Below are 22986 nucleotides of genomic sequence, written 5' to 3' on the forward strand. Positions count from 1 at the left end.
CGTTTAAACCAAGACGCGCTCGATGCCGCCGCTATTGGCCTTGGCCACATACTCGGGCATCCAGTCCTCACCGAGGATCTTCTTGGCCATTTCCACCACGATGTAGTCGGCCTCGAGCAAGCCGTTTTGCAGGTCGCCGCCGTAGCGCGACAGGCCTTGCAAGCAGCTCGGGCAGCTGGTCAAAATCTTCAGGTTCTCGGCCGCGGCGACCTTGCCGCTGTCGCGCAGCTGGGTCTCGGTCTTGCGCAGCTCTTCTTCCTTGCGGAAACGGATCTGCGTCGAGATATCCGGCCTTGTCACGCCCAAGGTGCCGCTCTCGCCGCAGCAGCGCTTGCTCTCGACCACGTTGTCGCCGACCAAGGCCTTGACGGTCTTCATCGGCTCCTGCAGCTTCATCGGCGTGTGGCAGGGGTCGTGATAGAGATAGCTCTTGTCGGAGCCGAGGGTGATGCCTTTTTCCAGCAGGTACTCGTGGATGTCGATGATGCGGCAGCCGGGGAAGATCTCCTCGAACTTATAGCCCTGCAGCTGGTCATAGCAGGTGCCACAAGACACCACCACGGTCTTGATGTCCAGGTAGTTCAGCGTGTTGGCGACGCGGTGGAAGAGCACCCGGTTGTCGGTGATCATCTTCTCGGCCTTGTCGAACTGGCCCGAGCCGCGCTGCGGATAGCCGCAGCACAGATAGCCCGGTGGCAGCACGGTCTGCACGCCGGCATGCCAGAGCATGGCTTGCGTGGCCAGGCCCACCTGGCTGAACAGGCGCTCGGAGCCGCAGCCGGGGAAGTAGAACACCGCCTCCGTCTCGGCCGTGGTGGCGGCCGGGTTGCGGATGATGGGCACGTAGTCCTTGTCCTCGATGTCCAGCAGCGCCCGCGCCGTTTTCTTGGGCAGGCCGCCGGGCAGCTTTTTATTGATGAAGTGGATGACCTGTTCCTTGATCGGCGCCGGGCCCAGCGTGGCGCGCGGGGCGGCGGTCTGCTTCTTGGCAAAGGTCTTCAGCACATCATGCGCCAGGCGCTGGGCCTTGAAGCCCACGCCCACCATGGCCGCCCGAGCCATCTTGATGGTCTCAGGGTTGGTGGCATTGAGCATGAACATGGCCGCGGCATTGCCGGGGCGGAAGCTCTTCTGCCCCATCTTGCGCAAGAGGTTGCGCATATTCATGGTCACATCGCCGAAGTCGATCTTGACCGGGCAAGGATTGGCGCATTTGTGGCAGACCGTGCAGTGGTCGGCCACATCCTCGAACTCTTCCCAATGCTTGATCGAGATGCCGCGGCGGGTCTGCTCTTCGTACAAAAAGGCCTCGACCAGCAGCGAGGTGGCCAGGATCTTGTTGCGCGGTGAATAGAGCAAATTGGCGCGCGGCACATGCGTCGCGCAAACCGGCTTGCACTTGCCGCAGCGCAGGCAGTCCTTGATGCTGTCGCTGATGGCGCCGATATCGCTTTGCTGCATGATCAGCGACTCATGCCCCATCAAGCCGAAGCTGGGCGTGTAGGCATTGGTCAGGTCGGCAAAAGTGGTCATGGACTCAGGCCCGCCCAGGCGCAAGAGCTTGCCCTTGTTGAAGCGACCTTCCGGGTCCACCTTGGCCTTGTAGCCGGCAAAAGGCGCCAGCTCTGCGTCGCTCAAGAACTCCAGCTTGGTGATGCCGATGCCGTGCTCGCCGGAGATCACACCGTCGAGGCTGCGCGCCAGCTTCATGATGCGGGCCACCGCCTCATGCGCGGTCTGCAGCATCTCGTAGTTATCGGAATTGACCGGGATGTTGGTGTGCACATTGCCGTCGCCAGCGTGCATATGCAGCGCCACCCAGACGCGGCCACGCAGCTGCTCCTGATGGATGCGCTTGCACTCATCCAGAATCGCCGCAAAGGCGCCGCCGGTGAAGATGGCTTGCAGCGGCTTGAGGATTTGCGTCTTCCAAGAAGCGCGCAGGCTGTGGTCTTGCAACTGGTCGAAGAAGCTACGGCCATCGGCTTGCGACACATCCAGCTGATCCAACCACAGCTGCCACTGACCACCGACCTCGTCCAAGAGCGCGAGCGCTTGCTGGACACGGTCGCCCAACAGTTCGGCGCTGGGGATGTCGCCCGCGTCATCGCTCTTGCCCAAGGGCAAAGCGCCTTGGCTGAACAGCTTTTTGAGCGCCGCCACAAAGCCCAGCTTGTTGCGCAGGCTCAGCTCGATATTGATACGCTCAATGCCCAGGGTGTACTCGCCCATGCGCGGCAGCGGGATCACCACATCCTCGTTCACCTTGAAGGCATTGGTGTGCTTGGAGATGGCCGCGGTGCGCTTGCGATCCAGCCAGAACTTCTTGCGCGCATCGGCGCTGATGGCCACAAAGCCTTCACCGTTGCGGCCATTGGCCAGTCGCACCACCTCGGAGGTGGCGCGGGCCACCGCATCGGCGTCCTCGCCAACGATATCGCCCACCAAGACCATCTTGGGCAGGCCGCCGCTGGAGGCGCCGGCCAGATTGGCGCGCTTGCTCTTGGTGGCGTAGCCCACGGCCTTCAGGTAGCGATCGTCCAGATGCTCCAGGCCCGCCAGCACGGCGCCGCCGGGGCGCTTGGCTTCGGCGAACATGAAGTCCTTGATGTCGACAATCGCCGGCACGCAGTCCTTGGGGTTGCCAAAAAATTCCAGGCAGACGGTGCGCACATGGGCCGGCATTTTGTGCACCACCCAGCGGGCGCTGGTGATCAGGCCGTCGCAACCTTCTTTTTGTATGCCGGGCAGGCCGGCCAGGAACTTGTCGGTGACGTCCTTGCCCAGGCCTTCTTTGCGGAAGACGCGGCCGGGGATGTCGAGCCGCTCAGTGCGCTCCAGCTTTTTGCCCGAGGCGTCGAAGTAGCGCAGCTCAAAGCTGGCCATCTCCACATCATGGATCTTGCCCATATTGTGGTTCAGGCGAACCACCTCCAGCCACTTGGCATCGGGCGTGACCATGCGCCAAGACGCGAGGTTATCGAGCGCCGTGCCCCAGAGCACCGCCTTCTTGCCGCCGGCATTCATCGCCACATTGCCGCCCACGCAGGAGGCCTCGGCGCTGGTGGGGTCGACGGCGAAGACAAAGCCATGCTGTTCCGCCAGGTCAGCTACGCGCTGAGTCACCACACCAGCTTCGCTGAAGATGGTGGCCACCTCGCGGTCCATGCCGGGCAAGGTCAGCATCTCGACGCCGCGCAGCGCTTCGAGCTTCTCGGTGTTGATGACTGCGCTGTTCCAGACCAGGGGCACGGCGCCGCCGGTGTAACCGGTGCCGCCGCCGCGCGGGATGATGGTCAGGCCCAGCTCGATGCAGCCCTTTACCAACTGGGCCATTTCGGCCTCGGAATCGGGGGTCAGCACGACAAAGGGGTACTCGACCCGCCAGTCGGTGGCGTCGGTCACATGCGAGACGCGCGCCAGACCGTCGAATTTGATGTTGTCGCGCGCCGTGGTCTTGCCCAAGAGCCGCGTGGTGCGGCGGCGCAATTCGGCCACCGCATCAAACTGGGCCGCAAACTGGTTGATGGCCTTGCGCGCCGCCGTCAGCAACTCGCCCACCGAGGCATCGCGCTGCGGGTCACTGGCCGGGTCACGGCGGCGCTCCACCTCATGCAGGCGGTGCTCCAAAGCCTCGATCAAAAGGCTGCGGCGCTTCGGGTTGTCCAGCAAATCGTCTTGCAGATAGGGGTTGCGCTGCACCACCCAGATATCGCCCAAGACTTCGTACAACATGCGCGCCGAACGGCCGGTGCGGCGCTCTTGGCGCAGCTGGTTCAACAACTCCCAGGCATGGCTGCCGAGCAGGCGGATGACGATCTCGCGGTCGGAGAAGGAGGTGTAGTTGTAGGGAATCTCGCGCAGACGGGGTGCAGCTTCGGCACCATGCTTGGCAGGAGGCAGATCTTGAGCGGGGACAGACATCAGCGGATGCGGTGCATTCATGGCGGCCGGGCGCGGACAAAGCGCCCATGGTTGGCTGCAACCCGGCCTCCTGGGAAGGCCTGGGTCGCAAGGCTGGAATTTTGCAACGGCGCTGGCGGGCTTTTGGCCCTGGGCATCGTGAGACAAACCTAATAAGGGTCAACGGATGGACTCAATCGGTCTAGCACACCACCCGCCCAGCGGGGCATGAACCCAGGGCCGGGCAGCGATCCTACCGCAGCGCAGCATTTTCTCGCGAGCCGGCCCTGCAAAGTCCTTGCCGGCACGCAGCGCTTCGCGACAAGGAAAGAAGCGCTTCGCCTTGTGCGAAGCGCGCGCAAAGCCAAGCGGCTGACTGTCACAATCCGCGCCGAACATCTGACCTTTCTTTTCGCGCATCCTATTTACCGACGGAGCTTCAAGAATGAAATCCAACAAGCTTGCATACTCGCTGGCCCTGCTGCTGGCCGGCGGACTGATCAGTGCCTCGGCCCAGGCCCAGGTGGAAGTGCAATGGTGGCACTCGATGAGCGGCGGCCTGGGCGACTGGGTCACCGATCTGGCCAAGGACTTCAATGCCAGCCAGAAGGACGTCAAGATCGTGCCCACCTTCAAGGGCAGCTACGACGAGTCGATGACGGCCGCCATCGCCGCCTTCCGCGCCGGCAATGCGCCGCACATCTTGCAAGTCTTTGAAGTCGGCACCGCCACCATGATGGCCAGCAAGGGCGCCATCGTGCCGGTGGGTGAAGTGATGAAGATGGGTGGCGCCAAGTTTGACGCCGGCGCTTATGTGCCTGCCGTGGCCGGCTACTACACCGCCCCCAACGGCCAAATGCTGAGCTTCCCCTTCAACAGCTCGACCACCGTCTTCCACTACAACAAAGACGCACTGAAGGCCGCCGGCATTGACCCGAACAAGCCGCCGTCAACCTGGCCCGAGGTCGCTCTGGCCGCCGCCAAGCTCAAGGCCAGCGGCCACAAATGTCCCTTCACCACCTCTTGGGTGAGCTGGACGCAGCTGGAAAGCTTCTCGGCCTGGCACAACGTCGAGTACGCCAGCAAGAACAACGGCTTCGGCGGTCTGGACACACGTTTGGCCTTCAACACGCCGCTGCATGTGCGCCACATCGAGAACCTAGCCAATATGAGCAAGCAAGGCTTGTTGGTCTACAAGGGCCGGGGCAATGCCGCGGACGCCACCTTTGTGTCGGGTGAATGCGCCATGATGACCGGCAGCTCCGGCATGTACGCCAATATCAAGAAGAACGCCAAGTTCGCCAGCGGCATCGCGCCCCTGCCCTACTACCCCGATGTGGCCGGCGCACCGCAAAACACCGTCATCGGTGGCGCCAGCCTGTGGGTGATGGCCGGCAAAAAGCCTGCCGAGTACAAGGGCGTGGCCGCCTTCTTCAACTACCTGGCCCAGGCCGAAGTGGCCTCTGAGAGCCACAAGCGCACCGGCTATCTGCCGGTCACCAAGGCCGCTTTTGAGCTGACCGACAAGAGTGGCTTCTACAAGGCCAACCCCGGCACCGATGTGGCCGTGACACAGATGATCCGCAAGACCACCGACAAGTCACGCGGCATCCGTCTGGGCAACTTTGTGCAGATCCGCACCATCATCGACGAAGAGATGGAACAGGTGTGGGGCGGCAAGAAGAGCGCCAAAGAAGGCTTGGACGCCGCCATTCAGCGCGGCAATGAGCAGCTGGAGCGCTTCCAGAAAGCCAACAAAGGCTAAGGCAAGGTTGAACAAGTCCCCGTACGTCGCGTTTGCGAGAGATGGGGCCCGAAACTAGGCGCGGCGCGCAGGTCGGGCTGGTGGCCCGAACGCCAAGCGCCGCAACGACGGAGCGGGCGGCATCTCTCACAAACCCATTCGGGGCAGGACTTTGCGGGCCTTGGTCGGCGTTGCGAACCTTGCCCAACATCCCGCAAAGACCCTGCCGCGGCGCACGGGGACTTATTCAGCCTTGCCCTCAGCCCGGCTGATTCACAATCAACCCGCCGTCTTGGTGAGCACCGAGCCGGCGGGTTCTTGTTTTCTCAGGCTTGCCACGCACCCTCATCCCCATGGAAAAACGCGTTCAATTCAAAACCTCCTGGCTGCCCTGGCTGCTGCTAACACCGCAGTTGCTGGTGATCACCGTGTTCTTCTTCTGGCCGGCCGGTCAGGCGATTCTGCAATCGCTGCAGCGCCAAGACGCTTTCGGCATGTCGACCGAATGGGTCGGGCTGGAGAACTTCCGCGAGCTCTTCAATGACGCCAGCTATCTGGCCTCCTTCAAGACCACGGCAGTGTTCTCGCTGCTGGTGGCCAGCATCGGCATTGCGGTTTCACTGCTGCTGGCGGTGATGGCGGACCGGGTGGTCAAGGGTGCGGGCTTTTACAAAACGCTGTTGATCTGGCCCTATGCGGTGGCGCCTGCGATTGCCGGGGTGCTGTGGCTCTTTATGTTCGCGCCCTCAATCGGCGTGGTGTCTTACGCGCTCAATGCCATGGGCATCCCCTGGAACCATTTGCTCAACTCCAACCATGCGATGACGCTGGTGGTGATGGCCGCGGTGTGGAAGCAAATCTCTTACAACTTCTTGTTCTTCCTGGCGGGCTTGCAGTCGATTCCTAAGTCTCTGATCGAGGCCGCCGCCATCGACGGCGCTGGCCCCTGGCGGCGTTTTTGGACCATTGTGTTCCCGCTGCTCTCGCCCACCACTTTCTTCCTCTTGGTGATCAACGTGGTCTACGCCTTCTTTGACACCTTCGGCATCATCGACGCTGCCACCCACGGCGGCCCCGGCAAAGACACCGCCATCCTGGTCTACAAGGTCTATTACGACGGCTTCAAAGCCATGGACCTGGGCGGCTCGGCCGCGCAGTCGGTGGTCTTGATGTTCATCGTGATTGCGCTGACCGTGGTGCAGTTCCGTTATGTCGAGAAAAAAGTTCAGTACTGAAGAAGAGGCCGCTAAAACACCATGATTGAACGCCGCCCCGCTCTGACGGTCTTGTCCCACCTGGTGCTGATCCTGGGGGTCTTGATCGTCGCCTTCCCGCTCTACATCACCTTTGTGGCCTCCACCCAAACGGCCGACGCCATCGTGCAAGCGCCCATGCCGCTGCTGCCCGGCGGCCACATGATCGACAACTACAAGGCCGCGCTCTTCGGCGCCGAAACCGGCGCCGGCTCCAAGGCCCCGGTGGGCCAGATGATGATGGTCAGCCTGATCAGCGCGCTGACGATTGCCATCGGCAAGATCGCCATCTCGCTCTTGTCGGCCTTCGCCATCGTCTACTTCCGCATTCCCGGCAAGCCCTTTTTCTTCTGGGCCATCTTCGTCACGCTGATGCTGCCGGTGGAGGTGCGCATCGGCCCCACCTACCAAGTGGTGGCCGATCTGGGCCTCTTGAACAGCTACGCCGGCCTGACCGTGCCCTTGATCGCCTCGGCCACCGCCACCTTTTTGTTCCGCCAGTTCTTCATGACAGTGCCGGACGAATTGATCGAAGCCTCGCGCATGGACGGCGCCAGCCCGATGCGTTTTTTCAAAGACGTGCTGCTGCCGCTGTCCAGCACCAGCATCGCGGCGCTATTCGTCATCCAGTTCATCTACGGTTGGAACCAATACCTGTGGCCGCTCTTGGTGACCACCAACGAGACCATGTACCCCGTGGTCATCGGCATCAAACGCATGATCAGCGGCGGCGACGCAGCCAATGACTGGAACATCATCATGGCCACCGCCATGCTGGCCATGATCCCGCCGGCGTTGGTGGTGATCTTGATGCAGAAGTGGTTCGTCAAGGGCCTGGTCGATACCGAGAAATAAATAAGTAGGACTGGCGTGCCAGACCGCCCGAGCGAAGCGAGTAGCTCTGGCTCCCACTGATTGAGCGGGTTCTTTGAGGTCGAACACTCGCCTTAAGCCGCAAGCACTAAGAGAATTGAAATATGGCAAGCATTTCTTTGCGCAATGTCGTCAAACGCTATGGCCACGGCCCCAAGGCCAACCCGGTCATCCACGGCGTCAATGCCGAAATCAAGGACGGCGAGTTCATCGTCATCGTCGGCCCTTCGGGCTGCGGCAAGTCCACCTTGCTGCGCATGGTGGCGGGCTTGGAAGAAATTTCCGGCGGCGAGATTGCCATTGGCGGGCGCGTGGTCAACGAGGTCGAGCCGGCCGATCGCGACATCGCCATGGTCTTCCAAAACTATGCGCTCTACCCGCATATGACGGTGTTCGCCAATATGGCGTACGGCCTGAAGATCAAAAAAGTGCCCGAGGCCGAGATCAAGGCGCGCGTCGACAAGGCCGCCAAGATTTTGGAGTTGGGCGCCCTGCTGGAGCGCACACCGCGCCAACTCTCCGGCGGCCAGCGCCAGCGCGTCGCCATGGGCCGCGCCATCGTGCGCAACCCGCAGGTGTTTTTATTCGATGAGCCACTCTCCAATCTGGACGCCAAGCTGCGCGCGCACACACGGTTGGAGATCCAAAAACTGCACCGCGAATTGGGTGTGACCTCGCTGTTCGTCACCCACGATCAGGTGGAGGCCATGACTCTGGCCCAGCGCATGATCGTGATGAACGGCGGCCATATGGAGCAGATTGGCACGCCCGAAGAAGTCTATGCCCGCCCCGCCACCACTTTTGTGGCCGGCTTCATCGGCTCGCCGCCGATGAATCTGCTGAAGGGCCAGGCCTCGAGCCATAGCTTCGCCGTGGGCGGCATCAGCGTGCCGCTGCCAGCACCGGCGCCGCGCGATGGCGAATTGATTTTGGGCCTGCGCCCGGAGCACTTGGATCATTGGCACGACAGGGAAGCCGGCGGCCCCGGCTGGCCCTTCACGGTGGAGATGATCGAAATGTTGGGCGCTGAGCGCCTGGTCTACGGTCGTCTGGGCAGCGAGATGTTCACCCTGCGCATCGACGGCACGCTCACCCCGCCAGCCATCGGCGCCACCTTGATGCTGGAACTCAGCGACAAGCATCTGAACTGGTTCGACCCGCAGACCACCCGTCGGGTGGAGAAGTAAGAGGAAAGAGATGCAAGCATCGCCCCACTGGCCCCTGCCCTTTTGGATTGCGCACCGAGGTGCTGGCAAGTTAGCGCCGGAAAACACCTTGGCCGCTTTCCGGCTGGGTGCGCAACACGGCTACCGGGCTTTTGAGTGCGATGTGAAGCTGTCCAGCGAAGGCATTCCATTTCTGCTGCATGACGCCACGCTCGATCGCACCAGCAATGGCCAAGGCGTGGCCGGCGAATTGCCCTGGGGCGAGCTCGCTCGCCTAGACGCCGGCAGCTGGCACAGCCGCGCCTATGCCGGCGAGCCGCTGCCCAGCTTGGAAGCGTTGGCCCGCTTCGTCCTGGCCAATCGCTACGGCTTCAATGTCGAAATCAAGCCCACGCCGGGCCAGGCCTTGCGGACCGGCCAGGTCGTCGGCCGCGAGGTCTTGCGTTTGTGGGCGGGGTCAGGTCTTGCGCCACTGTTCAGCTCCTTCGAGCCGGAGGCCTTGCAAGGCGCTCGCGAGACTGCGCCTGAGATCTTGCGTGGCCTGCTACTGGACAGCTTGCGCGAGGGCTGGCTGAGTGAAGCCCAAGCCCTGAGCTGTGCCGCCGTCATCACCAATTACCGGCTGATGGACGAGGCCACCGTCGGCGCCATCCACGCCGCCGGCATGAAGGCCCTGGTCTATACCGTGAACGACGCAGAAGCCGCCCAGACCCTGATGGATCGAGGCGTGGACGGCATCATCACCGATGCGGTGGACCGGTTTTCTCCGGCTTAAGGACTGAATCAGTAAGCCACGCTGAAGCGCTGGCGGCGATGTGCCGGCCGCTCCATCTCATCGAGCATGGCGACGGCATAGTCGGCCACGCTGATGCGGCTCTGGCCCTCGGCGTCGGTCATCAACTGGTCGCCGCCCAAACGGAAGACGCCCGTGCGTTCGCCCGGGGCCAGCATGGCCGCAGGGCTGAGCAGCGTCCATTCCAACTCGGGTTCGGCTTGCAACAAGCGCAAAGCTTGTCGAGCGCCATCCGCCGAGGCTTTCCATTCGGCAGGGAACTGCGGCGTGTCCAGCAGGTTCACACCTGGCGCTACTTCTAGCGAGCCGGCACCGCCCACCACCAAGAGGCGCGGCGCGGCTGCCGCTTTGGCGGCACTCAGAATGGACTGAAAGCCCTGCATAAAGTAGCCCAAAACATCGGCCTGTGCGTGGCCGCTGAAAGCGCTGATCACCACATCATGGCCACGCAGGGCCTGGGTCAGCGCAGCGGTGTCTTGCACATTCATCGCCTGGGCCTGCACGCCCGGCAGCGCCGGCACTTTCTCAGGATGCTGAACCAAGGCGGTCACCTGATGACCGCGCTGCACCGCTTCTTGCAGCAGTTGCGAACCAATAAAGCCGGTGGCGCCAATCAATGCAATCTTCATGTTTGAACTCCTGTTTGGGTTGCGATGGACTGAACTTTGCCGGAGTCGATTGAATAGATAAACAGCAACAAACTAAACTGATTGTTATTGAATTCAATACAAACTCTCGGAGCATCACCGCATGAACCCCGCCCCGCATGTGGATCTGAATGATTTGCTGGCCTTTGCCGCCGTGGCCGAGGCCGGCAGCTTCACCGCTGCGGCCGAGCGCCTGGACAGCAGCAAGGCGCGCCTGAGCCTGCAAGTGCGCCGTCTTGAAACCGCCCTGGCCCAAGAGCTGTTTCACCGCACCACCCGACGCCTAACGCTCAGCGAGGCCGGCGCGCATTTGTTGGACAAAAGCATCCCGCCGCTGCGCTTGGCGCTGGAGGGGCTCAGCCACGCAAGTCGCGGTGCCGCACCAAGCGAGTTGAGTGGCACCCTGCGCATTGCCAGCACGGTAGAACATGCAGTGCAGCAACTGGCGGCCTATGTGGCCGAGTTCGCGGCCCTGCACCCCAAGCTGGAGATTGACCTGCGCAGCAACGACCGGGTGGCGGATCTGGTGCGAGACGGCATCGATATTGCGCTGCGCAAGGGCTGGCTGCCGGACTCCTCGCTGCGGGCCGTCAAGCTGGGGCGTTTTGAGCAAATCCTGGTCGCCTCACCGGACTATTTGCAGCGCGCCGGCCGCCCGAAAAAGCCCGAAGACTTGGCGCAACACGACTGGCTGGCGCTGACTCTGCTGAGCACACCGCTGACTTGGAAGTTCAGTGACAAGCGCGGCGACAGCGTCACGGTGCGCATGAAGCACCCCCGACTGCGCACCGACAACCCTGGCACCCTGCGCAGCCTGGCCGAAGCCGGCGCCGGCATCACCGCCTTGGACAATGCCAGCGTGGCGCCCTCCATCGAAGCGGGCCGTTTGCAACGCCTCTTGCCGCAATGGCGCTTGCCCGAAGGCGGCCAATACGCGGTCTTCCCGCCCGGCCGCCATCAACCGCCGCAAGTGAAAGCCTTTATGGCGTTTTACAAGGCCAAGCTGGAGGCCGACTGAAGTGCAGCGCTGGCCTCAAGCCGAGTGTCTCAAGCTGAAACACGCGCATAAACGCAAGTATTCCTCACCTCGCCCGCCGGGGTCAGGCTGTCGCAGCGCAGAATGCCTTCGAGCTCAAAGCCGCAACGCTCAGCCACTGCACGGCTGCGGAGGTTGTTGTCGTCCATGCGGATCTCGACCCGGCGCGCCTGCAGTTGCTCGAAGGCCATGCGCGTCAGCGCCATCACGGCCTCGGAGACATAGCCCTGACCCTGGGCGCTGGCGCGAATCCAGTAACCGATCTCGAAACGGCGCACATCCCAGTCGAGCCGGTGCAGCCCAGTGCCACCCAACAAGCGGCGGCCTTCGGGCGCGCGGTCATAGATTTGATAGACCAGATCGCGGCGAGCCACAAAGTCCGCGCATTGGCGGCGCGCCACCGCCTCGGAGTCCTCAAAACTGGGCGCTTGCTGGGCCCAGGGCAGCCAGGGGCTGAGTTGGCCGACAGACTCGGCGATGGCCACCGCCATCGCCGGGCCGATGCCGGGCCGAGGCGCGGCGATCAAGAGCCGCTCGGTTTCGATCGCCTCGGGCACCTCGATCAGAATGGGATTGGGTTTGGCTTGCATCATCACTTCGTTCATTTGCTGGAGACCCGGCCGGCGAGTCCATCGGTTTGGGTTTCAAAGCCGGGGCCGGGCATGGCTTCGGCGCCGAGTTGGGCCTCTTCATCCTCTTCCTCCGGCGTCGGCAATTCGCGAACACTGCGCAGCACTGGAGAGCGCCAGGCCAGCAAGCCCAAGAGCAGCGTGCCCACGCCGGCAAACAGCAAGGCCGAACGCAAGCCCAAATGCTCGCCCAGCCACCCGCCGGCGAGCGCACCGGGGCCAGCCGGAATCAGGATCAACCAACGCATGGTGCTGGTCATGCGGCCCAGCATCGGCGCCGGCGTCACCGCCTGGCGCAGCGACAAGAAGTTGATGAAGATCAGCACCGCGCCAACGCCGAAGGTGAACAGCATGAAGGCGAAGGCCGCTATGCCCAAAGGCCCCAGAGGCGCCAGCGACAAGAGCAACCAGCCCAGGCCGGTGACAGCCACACCCAAGACTAAACAAGGCCCAGGCCCCAAGCGGCGGCTGATGCGATGCCCCAGAACACTGGTCAGCACCGTGCCCGCGCCCAAGGCCACATAGCTCAGGCCGACTTGCTGCGCACTCAGGCCCAGCGTGCGGGTGGCGAAAAGAATCTGCACCACCTGGGCCGCGTTATTGAACAGTTGCCAACCACCGACCGTACAGGCCAAGGCGATCAGCAAGGCCCGCTCGCGCACAAAGTGCACGCCGGCCTTCAGGTCGCGCCAGAAGTGCGAATCCTCGGCCTTGTGCAGTTCTTCCTGCACCTTGATGCCGCGCAGGATCAGGGCCGAAATCAGCACCAGCACCGCATCGACCGCCAAGGCCATCGGCGCACCCATCAGCTTGATCAGCATGCCGGCAAGACCTGGCCCCGCCACCTCGGCGCCGCTGGAGGCCAGCGCGTTCTTGGCATGCGCCTCGACCAGACGGTCGCGGCTGACCACCTGGGTCAGCACGATCTGCGCGGCGCTGCCGGCCGTCGTGTAAACCGTGCCGAGCACAAAGCCGACCACATAGAGCCAAGCCATGCTGAGCCAACCCATCATGGCGGCCAAGGGCACGGTGGCCACGGCCACGGCCAGCAAGGTTTCGCCCCAGACATAGACCGGCAGCTTGCGCACCCGGTCCAGCCAAACGCCGGAAGGCAAGGAGAACAACACGAAGGGCAGAATCTCCATCGTGGTCAACAGGCCCATCTGGGTCGGGCTGGCATTCAGCAGCACGGCCGCCGTCAGCGGCAGCGCCAACATGGTGACCTGCCCCCCCAGCGAGCTGATCAAGATCGAGGACCACAGACGCCGGTACACCGCATCACGCAGCAGATCGCCGGGCGGCAGCGTCAGCGCACGCCGCAGTCTGTCGAGCCAAGCCAAGCTCAGATTGGATTGGGCTTCTTGCATAGAAATTCTCCAAACTCTGGGGAGCAAGCCCTGCTCAGGCGGGGCCCCCGGGTCTCGCGACAATCAAGTCCAGCGAAACTGGTGCACACTTTGGGCACCGAAAAAATGAATGCGCGGACCGTGTTCACGCGCAGGCGGCAGCAAAAACCTAGGCCGTCAATGCGGCGCTGCCGGCAAGGGCGCATGACCGCGAGCGCGCAGGCCCGCGGCGCGGAGTGCGCTACGTCGGGTGCGGTCGAGGAGTTTGGTCATGGCGGAGTACTTGCCTTGGATCAATCGAGCGGCCATATTAGCAGGCCCGCCGCACCCGCCACAAGTGCGAAAAGCCATGGCGAGATGACCCTCGCCTCACTCATTGATCCGCATCGCCCACTTGATGCGCAACGCCCAGATCTCGCGGAGCGCGCCGCTGTGCGGCGAAGGCACGCGAGACCCGCGCAAAACCGAGCGACTCGTAAATGCCAATCGCCACATCATCGGGATCGGCGCACATGACCAAGGTCAGCAAGCCCATTTGCGCGAAGCCATGCTGCAAGGTGGCCGAGATCAGCGCCGTGCACAGGCCGCGCCGACGCCACGCCGGATGGGTGCTGACATGCTGAAAGCGCCCCAGGGCCAACTGCGCCTGAGCCGCATGAAAAAGCCCGCAATCGGCGAGCAGGTCGGCGCCGCGCCAGATGCCAAACCAATGCCCCAGGTCAGCACGCTGCATGGCGGCATAACGCCGCATCTGCAGCTCCCGGTACAGCCGGTAGCCGGCCGGCTCGAAGCCCTGCGCCATGGCGGCGCACTGCAGGTCTAACACGGCGGCAAACTCTGCGGCCTGACTCAGGTCGATCGCGCGAAACTCAAACTCGGGGGCCAAAGGCATGGGCTGAACGCGCCGGTCGGTGCTCCGCAGCCGCAAGGTCTCACTGGCATGGATTTCGAATCCAGCGGCCGCCCAAGCGAGCAGCGGCGGGTGCGGCGCGAGGGCGTCATAGCCGATCGCCACATGGCCGGACTCGGTGGTGAATCGCCCCACTTCCTGCTCGAAACGCGCCAGCCAATGGGCGAGATCTGCATCCAAAGGCGGCCGCGGCAAGATCAGGCAATTGCCCCAATAAAAGCGCGGATTGGCCGGCGTGCGCACCACCACGCAATCGGCACATTCGCTGACCACGCCATCAAAGCGCGCAAAGATCAGGTCGGTCTGCCAACCGAGCGAGAGCCCGTCGATCACCGCCAACTCAGTAGCCCACGGCGGCGCCATCGCGGCGCGGGTCACTGGCCGCCACATAGCCTGCTTCGGCCGGATCACCCATCCGCCAGATGAATTGGCCGGCACCGAAGTCTTGATAGCTGTCGTGGATATCGCCGATCTCATGGCCCAGGGCCTGCAGGCCGGCAATGGTGTCGGGCGGCATGTGCGGCTCCACATTCAGCGACAAGCCCTCGTTGAAGCGCCAGCGCGGCGCATCGCAAGCGGCCTGCGGGTTCTGGCCATAGTCCAGCATGCGCACCAGGGTCTGCATATGGCCTTGGGGCTGCATATTGCCGCCCATGACGCCGTAGCTCATCACCGGCTGACCGTTCTTGGTCAAGAAGGCGGGGATGATGGTGTGGAAGGGCCGCTTGCCCGGCGCCACTTGGTTCGGGTGGCCGGCTTCCAGCGTGAAGCAGTGGCCGCGGTTTTGCAGCGAGAGCCCGTAGCCCGGCAGCACCAGGCCCGAGCCAAAGCCCATGTAATTGCTCTGGATGAAGCTCACCATCATGCCGCTCTCGTCGGCCGTGGTGAGATAGATGGTGCCGCCCTTGACCGGGTTGCCGCATTGGAAATCTTGCGCGCGGCGCGGGTCGATCAGCTTGGCCCGCTCGGCCAGATAGGCCGGGTCCAGCATCTCGGCGGCGGTGACGTTCATGCTGCGAGCGTCGCCGACATAACGGTACACATCAGCGAAGGCCAGCTTCATCGCCTCGATCTGCAAATGCTGCGAGGCCACGCCGTCCACCGCATGGCTGGGCAGGTCCAAATGCTTCAAGATGCCCAGCGCGATCAGCGCCGCAATGCCTTGGCCATTCGGCGGAATCTCATGCAGCTCATGGCCGGCATAGCTTTGCGAGATCGGCGTCACCCACTCAGGTTGATAAGCGGCAAAGTCGGCCGCCGTCATGGCGCCGCCGGTCTGGCGCGCAAAAGCCGCCACCGCCTCGGCCACCTCACCGCGATAGAAAGCCTCGCCCTTGCTCTCGGCAATGAGGCGCAGGGTGCGCGCCGCGGCCGGGAACTTGAACAACTCGCCCACCTCGGGCGCCCGCCCGCGCGGCAAAAAGGCCTCGGCAAAGCCGGCTTGCTGGGTCAGCTCGGACACCGCCGCCGCCATCGCCCATTTGCTTTGCACCACCACCGGCACCGCATAGCCGCGCTCGGCGATTTCAATGGCAGGCGCCATCAGGTCGGCAAAAGGCAGCTTGCCGAAACGCTCGCTCAAAGCCACCCAGCCGGCCACAGCGCCGGGCACGGTCACCCCGCCCCAGCCGCGCTTGGGTGGATTCTTCAAGTCCGACCCATAGGTCTTGAAGAAATAGTCCGGCGTCCAGGCCGTCGGCGCTGTGCCCGAGGCGTTCAGGCCATGCAGTTGCTGGCCGTCCCAGAGGATGCAAAACGCGTCCGAGCCCAGGCCATTGCTGCAGGGCTCGACCAAGGTCATGCAAGCCGCCGTGGCAATGGCCGCGTCCACCGCATTGCCACCCTGGGCCAGGATCCGCAAGCCGGCCTGCGCGGCCAGCGGATGCGAGGTGGACACGATGTTGCGAGCAAACACCGGGCTGCGCACGCTCGGGTAGGTCTTGTTCCAATCAAAGCGCGAGTAGGAAGTCATGATGGGCGCGTCTCCTGTTTCGTGTGAGGGCATTGTGGCGGCTCCACGCACGGCCGGCCACCTTGCAGGAGTCAGAGCTCGCACAAAATGTCGACACCCGCGGCCTGGGATGGATGCACCTCTGCCTTAAAGATAACTACTTGGGTGACGCGAGTTCTACGGCACTTTTGCCATTACGAAAAGCCGTGACGCCAAGTGCGGCCTTTAAACGTCCTCATCGACAGCGCGCACAACCGAAGTCCTCGGCGCCATGGTTGACCGAATTGGTAAGTCACGAACAGGTGTCGTCCCTGTCAAACCAGTGTTCAGGTTTTTCGATCGCCCATATCGCGACAAATGCTCGACTTTTGATGTGTTGAGACCGGTCTCTAATCAAGACACATGCAAGGGATGAGCGATGATCTTGAAGACTTGCTCGGTCTTATGCTCCCGATCCTCACTTGGCGGCTTGCGAGGGTTTCAGATTCAAGGCCTGACCCATCGATTTATAAACGGTCAATTCAGATTGAACTTGAGGGAATGCAGTTGCCACGCGAAACAACGAGGTCACCTATTGAAATCTATTATATTTTTGATTCAGATTTGCACAATTATTGCAGCAATCCCAATAATATACAAAGAATGGAGCCTGGATAAACAACGGAAGAAAGATAAAGCATTGTTCGAAAATTTCAATGATCTCGACAAATACGGGAGAAGCAGTAAATACAAAATGCTGGTCGCATTATTTTTCTCGATATTTTTGATGACAAAGATATTGAGCCTTATTTTTCTATAGTCAACGGCGATAGGGCTTATTTCTCGCATCGTCTTCAATTCGCCATGGGGGTCACCCGATAGACCCTCCCGTCAAGTCGCAAACCCTCGAGCTTGCGCCAAAAGAGCGCACTGTTCTCTTCTTCAAGCTTAAGGACCTCGCTCGTCGAGATCACCGCGTAGTTGGTTCTCACTGCATGGTTGAGCCGCAGGGCACCAGTCACCTTTCAAGATCAAGGCTACACATGTGAATAAACATGCGCGCCCGTGGCGGCACGCCCCCCAGAGAACCCTCTGAGCACACCGTATCCATTCTTTGCAAGGCGCAGTGGGGTCAAGCCTTGAATATCAAAGGGGCCCCAATTTAGGGGCGGACCCTCTCGCGCACTTTCATCAGCAATCTGCGCGAGGCCACTGCCGCATAGGGCACGGACCTGGCCTAGCTTCTGCCCACGGCACAAGAGCGTTCAATTTCAAGAACTGCCCCATCGCCGCAAGCGTCGCTCACACTTGCTCCGCCGGTCATCGCGTGGTCATCTGTAGGTCATTCGGCCCATCTAGACTGCGCCCATCATGCCCGGATCCTTCTCAGTTTTTGACTCCCTGGCGGAGCATCTGATCGCCACGCTGGCCCCGCGCAGCGCGCTCGATATCGGCTGCGGCGCTGGCAAGTACGGCCAGATGCTGGCTCGCCTCGCGCCGCAATGCCGGCGCAGCGCCATCGAGCCCGAGGCCAGCTATATCGAGCAATATCGATTGAACGAGCTGTATGCCGAGGTGCTGAACTGCAGCGCGGCGGATTGGCAAGCGCGTGCGCAGTCGCTGGACGCTCAGTTCGACCTGGTCATCTTGGGCGACTGCATCGAACACATGCCCAAAAGTGCGGGCCTCGATTTGCTCAACTTCCTGGCCTATCGCAGCGCCTACATCCTGGTGCTGGCGCCGGAGTTTGTGGTGCAAGGCGTGGTCGGCGGTGTGACTTCAGAAGCTCATGTCTCGGTCTGGAGCGAGCGCGATCTGGGCTGGCACGATCTCTGGGCCTGGGAGAACTGCCGCTCGGTCGGGCTCTATCTCTTGCGCGGCTATCTGCCGGTGGGGCCGGCGCTGAGCCAGGTGGTCGAGGGCGTCAACGCGCTGAGCCTGCCCATCCATGAGTTCCATGATCGCCAAAGCGTGGTGCGGCCGGCACGGCTGCGCCTGGTCGACCATGGGCGCGAGACCAGCTACCGACCGGCGTGAACGGCCTGACTGCATCAGCCTCGCCTTCCGTAGGTCGTGAGCGCATCTTCATCAGCATCGCCGCCTTTTGCGATCCACTGCTGGGCTTCACGATTCGCAGCGCGCTGCGCCAGGCCAGCCACCCGGAGCGGGTGTTCATTGGTCTGGTGGAGCAACAAGTGCCCGAGCTGTGTCTGCATCTGCCCGAGTCGCTGCAACAACAAGTCCGCAGCATCCACATCCACCCCTTAGAAGCACGCGGCCCTTGCTGGGCGCGTGCCCTGGCCATGGGCTTGCACCAAGGCGAAGAATGGTTTTTGCAAGTGGACTCGCACACTTGGTTCGAGCCCGGCTGGGATGAGCGCTTCATTCGCTGGGGTCAGTCCTGCCAGCGCCTGAACCCGCGCTGCCTGATCACCGCCTACCCCAACCCTTTCACTCTGGTTGAAGGCCAGCCGGTGGCGCAGTTGGTGAGCACCCAGGTGCTAGCCCATGTGGTCAAGACCGATTGCCAGTTTGACCCTGCCCACCCGGTGCTTTACTTTGAAGGCGTGCCGGTGGCCAGCGACAAGCCCATCTACGGCCTGCATGTGGCGGCCGGTTGCTTGTTTGCGCCGGGCGCGGTGGTGAACGCCCTGCCCTATGACCCGTTTCTGTACTTCCACGGCGAAGAGCAGTCTTTTGCTTTGCGCGCTTGGACGCAAGGTTGGGACATCTTTCATGTGCCCGCCGTTCCGCTCTACCACCACTATGTGGGCGCCGGCGGCTCAGGCCGGCCCATGCATTGGTCGCCGGAGCTGGATGCGCAGCGCAAGGTACGCTCCGGCGTGCTGAGCGAGGCCGCCAATCGCCGCTTGAGTGCGCTGTTATGGGAACAGGCCGATCTGGGCGTCTATGGCCTGGGCCGCGAGCGCAGCCTGGCGGACTACGCCGAATTCAGCGGCATTGACTATTTGCAGCGCCGCATCGCGCCCATGAGCTACAAGGCGAGATTCGGCTACTGAAGCCAAGGCAATTTGCGGATCAACGAGCGACCGTTTGCCCGCCGATTGAGGCCACCGGCTGCACCCGTTGTGCCTGCATTTGCGAGCGCAATTCTTCGGCCACGTTCTCCAAACGAATGTCGGTGAAGCCGAACAAGGGGTCGCCAATGCCGGTGATCTCTGAGGGCGTGCGGCTCAGATAGCGCTTGATGGCTTCTTGGCCGATCGCATAGAGCTTGCGGTTTTTGTCTTCGGCATCGGCCAGCGACTGGGTGCTGCGCTCCAGCATTCGCGTCGTCACTTGCACCGCTTGCTGACGCTCATTGCTTTCACGGCGGGCGGCCAGCAATTGCTGTTGCAGCTCTTGCTCGCGGCTCTTGGAGGCAGCCTCCAGCGCTTGGCGAGCGGCTTCGGCAGCCTGCAAATCGGCTTGCAGTTTTTGCGCCTGCGCCTCCAGCGCTTTCAGCTTGGCGGCTTGGCCCTGGGCTTGCGAGCGGGCTTTGCTGGCTTCTTGCTCGGCCTGCGTCTTCTCCTGCTCCAGCTTGCTCTTTTCCGCTTGCAAGCTGGACTGCTGCTCTTGCGCGGCCTTCAAGGCGCTTTGTGAGCGGCGCAGCGCCTCACGCTCTTTGGAGACTTTGGCGTCTTGCGCGTGGGCAGGCATGGCCACACTGGCGCACACCATCAGCGCGGCCGCCCACAGCTGCCGAGATCCAAACAAGGTCTTGCTACTCATGGTGGCCACCTCAGAAGCGAGCGTTCAGATCCAGCTGGATCACATCAATGCGCAGCGGCGCGCTGCCGAAGTAGCCAATCAACGGCGAGTTAGGGTCCAACTTGTTCGACAAGAAGTGCACGCCATCGTCCAAGTTGCGGGTGCTGGTCCAGCGCGCACCCAGCCAGAAATTGCGATCAAAAGCGTAGTTGCCGCCCAAGGACCAGCCCTTGTAATTGGTGCCGCCCAGATGCCATGTGGTGTCGGTGAAAGCGTCCACCCAGGCATCGCGCTCCATATAGCGGTAGGCCAGGAAGCCTTGCCAATCACCGCGCTTGGCCAGCTTGGCCGCACCGGCTTGCACCCGGCCTTGCAGGGCCGTGGTCTTGTTCAAAAGCGGCGCTGTCGGGTCGTTCAATGAAGCACCGGACCGGCTGCGAATGTCGGCCAGGTCAAAGCCAGTGTTCTTCACCCAATCGAAGCTGAAGTTCAGCATCACCGGCGCCAGCGCATCCACGCTCAGGCCGGCGGTGAAGTTGACGGGCTTGAACTTGGAGGCCAGGCCCCAGGTCGGCGCAGCCGCGCTGGACGGGTCATTGATGTTGATCAGCGTATTGCCCTTGGAACGCCAGCTGCTCGGGTACTGGCTGCCAAAGTAGTCCACCGAAGAACTGCTGGCGCCGCTGGGTGGGGGCACGCTCTCACGCTGGCCTTCGATGTTCTTGAACTGGTAGTAGGCCAGACCCAGCTTCAGCTGCGTGCCCTTGGCCACTTCGAACTCCGCGCCGACTTGCGCGCCGAGCAGCCATTTGTCGCGGGTGTTCAACTCCAGCTCTTGCACCAGGAAGGCACCGGCGGTGGCGTAAACGCCTTTTCGAGCAGCGAAGTAATGCTGCATCTTGGCGGCAACACCGTCGAAGGCCAGATCGTCAGACCAGGTCAGATCGCTGCTGTAGAAGGGGTTGGGCATGCGGCCGAAATCGGCGCTCAGGCCTTGCCAGCCGGCGGGCGGCTGCCAGTGCAGCCAGGCCCGATCCAGGGTCAAGTTGTAGCGATTGAAGCCACCGGCATTGTTGCCGCTGCCATTGCTGCTGCCCAGAGTCTGGCTGGTGGAGGCGGGACCGGTCAGGCCGCCGCTCGACAAACGCAAGCCGGCTTGTACCTGGTCGGACAGCTTCGCGTCGATGTCCAAGCGTGCACGCAGCGTCATGCGCTCGCGGTCTTGCGTCGTGTTCTTCAGGTCGGGGGCCCAGGCCGGCGTGCCGGTCTGGTTGTTGTAGTACGAGGCGTGCAGATTGCCCTGGTCGAACTTGTCGCTCTGGGCACGCACCCGCAGGTCGCCGCCGATCTTCACGCGCGACAGCCATTCGGGCATGGCACCCGGCTCACCCCAGCGCTCGCTGCGCGCTTGCGCCAGCACATCGGCCTTGATCTCTTCGCGCATTTGCTGGCGTGCCGACTCGGGCACATAAGGCACACGCACCACCTTGGAGGCAGCAGCGCCGGCCGCCGCACCGGCCGCGCCCGCAGCCAATGGCGTGCCCCATTGCGGCTCAGTGCTGCTAGGTGCCGCAGCAGATTGACGCGCTTGCTTGACGATGGCTTCAGCGCGCTCACGGGTGATCAAGCCCTGCGACACCAGCGCCTCAATCAGCGCCTGCGTGGTGGCGCGCAGCGTGGCCAGCTCCTGCTTTTCATCGGCGCTGGCCTGGCCTTGTTGAGCCCGGGCGGGCAGGCTGCAGCCCATCGCTGCCGCCAGCGCGACCGTGCTCAGGGTGAGCGTTTGCGCGAGGCTGCGAGGGCTCTTGTGTTGAGTGTTCATGACTAAGGCAAAAAAGAGGAAAAGGTTCAAATCAAATTCGGGCTATCGCGCACGCCGCTCGCTCAAACAGAGCGCTCAGGCCTGCGGCCGCACGCTGAGGCGAAAGCGCATCGGCTGCGTCATGGCCACCGGTGGCGGCAGCAGCTTGAACTGGCGCGAGGTCTCGTCCAGAGCCAGGCGCAGCGCCTTGTCATGCGTGGCGTCGCCGGTAGACGTCAGCTCAAAGCGCTGGATAGCGCCGTCTCGGTCTAGCCAAATGGCAAAGGTGGCGGTCAGCTGATCGGCCTCGCTTTTCAGGCGGCGCTCGATTTCGTCGCGCAACATCTGGCGCGCGCTATTGGCATACATGCGCTCTTGCGCACGGTCGACCATCGTTCCGCCGCCCGCACCGGCCGCGCCGGTATTGGCCGCGCCACCGCTGTATTCCTTGCTGACGCCGCCGGCCGCGAAGGCGCTCGGGCCATCGCCGGCCGCACCTTCCATCTTGATGGGCTCGTTCGCCGGTTTGGGCGCCTCGGCCTGCTTGACCTGGTCCTCGCGCATCACCTGCTTGGGCTCGTCCTTGGGCGGCTCGGGCTTTTTCAGCTCGGGCTTGGGCGGCGGGGGCGGTGGCGGCGTGTCGGGCAGGATGCTGATCTTGGCGACCTGGCGCTTGGGCGCCTCGGTCGGCTTCATACCCTTGACGGCCCAATAGCCCGCGCCCACCAGTGCCAAAAAGCCCAGCGCCACGCCCGCGCGAATCAGCCAGACGCGCTGCGGCGAATCATCCAAATGTTCTTCGGCCAAACCTGTACTCATGATGGCGGCCCTCAAGTCCCGATCTTGGCCGTCACCAGGCCCATATTGACCTGCAGCTTGTTGCACAGATCGATCACCGCCACCACGCTGGCGTACTGCGTGCGCGCGTCGCCCTTGATGGCCACCGACATCTGCGCATCCAAGCTCTTGGCCTGCTGCAGTTGCTGCTCCAGCTCGGGCAAGCTCACGCCTACGCCGTTCAGCAACACGCCGCCATCGGGCATCACTTGCACGATCTTCAGCTCATGCTTTTCGGCGCTGGGCTTGTTGCTGGGCTTGGGCAAGGTGATGGTGAGCCCCTGCACCGAGGCAGTGGTCATCAGAATGAACACCACCAGCAGCACATAGGCCAGGTCCAACATCGGCGTGACGTTGATGGTGTCAATCGGTTTGACTTCGTTGATGACTTGCATGGCAATACTCGC

Annotated in this window: 18 protein-coding genes; 8 read left to right on the forward strand and 10 right to left on the reverse strand. The window is 62.7% G+C overall.

Translation table 11 applies throughout. The features are described from left to right. Nucleotides 1-3: 3 nt before the first annotated feature. A complete protein-coding gene (locus WG899_RS09060) occupies nucleotides 4-3945 on the reverse strand; it encodes a DUF3683 domain-containing protein (RefSeq protein WP_444718828.1) in 3942 nt (1313 codons plus the stop codon). Between the two features lie 403 nt (nucleotides 3946-4348). Between WG899_RS09060 and ugpB the strand changes: the two genes are divergently transcribed. The 5 genes from ugpB (at nucleotide 4349) to ugpQ (ending at nucleotide 9714) form a co-directional block, all read left to right on the forward strand. After that, complete coding sequence (ugpB, locus tag WG899_RS09065) at nucleotides 4349-5668, forward strand: sn-glycerol-3-phosphate ABC transporter substrate-binding protein UgpB (RefSeq protein WP_339595309.1); 1320 nt, start codon at nucleotides 4349-4351, stop codon at nucleotides 5666-5668. Nucleotides 5669-6000: 332 nt separating this feature from the next. After that, nucleotides 6001-6882: a sn-glycerol-3-phosphate ABC transporter permease UgpA gene (gene ugpA, locus WG899_RS09070; RefSeq protein WP_339595310.1), complete on the forward strand. Its 882-nt coding sequence runs from the start codon at nucleotides 6001-6003 to the stop codon at nucleotides 6880-6882. Between the two features lie 21 nt (nucleotides 6883-6903). Continuing rightward, nucleotides 6904-7755 carry a sn-glycerol-3-phosphate ABC transporter permease UgpE gene (gene ugpE, locus WG899_RS09075; protein ID WP_339595311.1) on the forward strand — a complete coding sequence of 284 codons (852 nt, stop codon included), beginning with the start codon at nucleotides 6904-6906 and terminating at the stop codon, nucleotides 7753-7755. A gap of 122 nt (nucleotides 7756-7877) precedes the next feature. Continuing rightward, complete coding sequence (locus WG899_RS09080; RefSeq protein WP_339595312.1) at nucleotides 7878-8960, forward strand: sn-glycerol-3-phosphate import ATP-binding protein UgpC; 1083 nt, start codon at nucleotides 7878-7880, stop codon at nucleotides 8958-8960. Between the two features lie 10 nt (nucleotides 8961-8970). After that, nucleotides 8971-9714 carry a glycerophosphodiester phosphodiesterase gene (ugpQ, locus tag WG899_RS09085; protein WP_339595313.1) on the forward strand — a complete coding sequence of 248 codons (744 nt, stop codon included), beginning with the start codon at nucleotides 8971-8973 and terminating at the stop codon, nucleotides 9712-9714. 8 nt (nucleotides 9715-9722) lie between these two features. Here ugpQ and WG899_RS09090 read toward each other — a convergent pair whose 3' ends face one another. Beyond that, nucleotides 9723-10361, reverse strand: a complete 639-nt coding sequence (locus WG899_RS09090; protein WP_339595314.1) for an NAD(P)-dependent oxidoreductase — start codon at nucleotides 10359-10361, stop codon at nucleotides 9723-9725. Nucleotides 10362-10482: 121 nt separating this feature from the next. Here WG899_RS09090 and WG899_RS09095 point away from each other — a divergent pair, with 121 nt between their 5' ends. Then, nucleotides 10483-11397 (forward strand): LysR family transcriptional regulator, encoded by a 915-nt coding sequence (locus WG899_RS09095; protein ID WP_339595315.1) that lies wholly within the window; start codon nucleotides 10483-10485, stop codon nucleotides 11395-11397. Between the two features lie 29 nt (nucleotides 11398-11426). Here the strand turns inward: WG899_RS09095 and WG899_RS09100 are convergent, their stop codons facing one another. The 4 genes from WG899_RS09100 to WG899_RS09115 all read right to left on the reverse strand — a co-directional run bounded on the left by WG899_RS09100 (nucleotide 11427) and on the right by WG899_RS09115 (nucleotide 16272). Then, nucleotides 11427-12008 carry a GNAT family N-acetyltransferase gene (locus WG899_RS09100; RefSeq protein ID WP_339595316.1) on the reverse strand — a complete coding sequence of 194 codons (582 nt, stop codon included), beginning with the start codon at nucleotides 12006-12008 and terminating at the stop codon, nucleotides 11427-11429. Between the two features lie 8 nt (nucleotides 12009-12016). After that, on the reverse strand, nucleotides 12017-13411 hold the full coding sequence (locus WG899_RS09105; RefSeq protein ID WP_339595317.1) for an MFS transporter: 1395 nt from the start codon (nucleotides 13409-13411) through the stop codon (nucleotides 12017-12019). Nucleotides 13412-13763: 352 nt separating this feature from the next. Beyond that, complete coding sequence (locus WG899_RS09110; RefSeq protein WP_339595318.1) at nucleotides 13764-14663, reverse strand: GNAT family N-acetyltransferase; 900 nt, start codon at nucleotides 14661-14663, stop codon at nucleotides 13764-13766. After that, nucleotides 14641-16272: a gamma-glutamyltransferase family protein gene (locus WG899_RS09115; protein ID WP_339595319.1), complete on the reverse strand. Its 1632-nt coding sequence runs from the start codon at nucleotides 16270-16272 to the stop codon at nucleotides 14641-14643. The genes WG899_RS09110 and WG899_RS09115 overlap by 23 nt, the downstream gene beginning before the upstream one ends. Before the next feature lie 1329 nt (nucleotides 16273-17601). Here WG899_RS09115 and WG899_RS09120 point away from each other — a divergent pair. Both WG899_RS09120 and WG899_RS09125 read left to right on the forward strand, forming a co-directional pair. Next, entirely contained in the window at nucleotides 17602-18267 is a 666-nt protein-coding gene (locus tag WG899_RS09120; RefSeq protein ID WP_339595320.1) for a class I SAM-dependent methyltransferase, read from the forward strand. Continuing rightward, a complete protein-coding gene (locus WG899_RS09125; RefSeq protein ID WP_339595321.1) occupies nucleotides 18264-19250 on the forward strand; it encodes a GlcNAc-transferase family protein in 987 nt (328 codons plus the stop codon). Before WG899_RS09120 ends, WG899_RS09125 begins: the two co-directional genes overlap by 4 nt. Nucleotides 19251-19269: 19 nt before the next feature. On the opposite strand, the gene WG899_RS09130 is transcribed toward WG899_RS09125, so the two are convergent. The 4 genes from WG899_RS09130 to WG899_RS09145 all read right to left on the reverse strand — a co-directional run bounded on the left by WG899_RS09130 (nucleotide 19270) and on the right by WG899_RS09145 (nucleotide 22974). Next, nucleotides 19270-19962, reverse strand: coding sequence for a hypothetical protein (locus tag WG899_RS09130; RefSeq protein ID WP_339595322.1), 693 nt, complete (start codon nucleotides 19960-19962; stop codon nucleotides 19270-19272). Between the two features lie 10 nt (nucleotides 19963-19972). Then, nucleotides 19973-21763 (reverse strand): putative porin, encoded by a 1791-nt coding sequence (locus WG899_RS09135; RefSeq protein ID WP_339595323.1) that lies wholly within the window; start codon nucleotides 21761-21763, stop codon nucleotides 19973-19975. Nucleotides 21764-21838: 75 nt separating this feature from the next. Then, on the reverse strand, nucleotides 21839-22561 hold the full coding sequence (locus WG899_RS09140; RefSeq protein WP_339595324.1) for a TonB C-terminal domain-containing protein: 723 nt from the start codon (nucleotides 22559-22561) through the stop codon (nucleotides 21839-21841). An 11-nt stretch (nucleotides 22562-22572) separates the two neighbouring features. Continuing rightward, nucleotides 22573-22974, reverse strand: coding sequence for an ExbD/TolR family protein (locus tag WG899_RS09145; RefSeq protein WP_263537697.1), 402 nt, complete (start codon nucleotides 22972-22974; stop codon nucleotides 22573-22575). Nucleotides 22975-22986: the final 12 nt, after the last annotated feature.

It is taken from the genome of Paucibacter hankyongi (assembly GCF_037482915.1).
Classification (GTDB): Bacteria; Pseudomonadota; Gammaproteobacteria; order Burkholderiales; family Burkholderiaceae_C; genus Paucibacter_A; species Paucibacter_A hankyongi.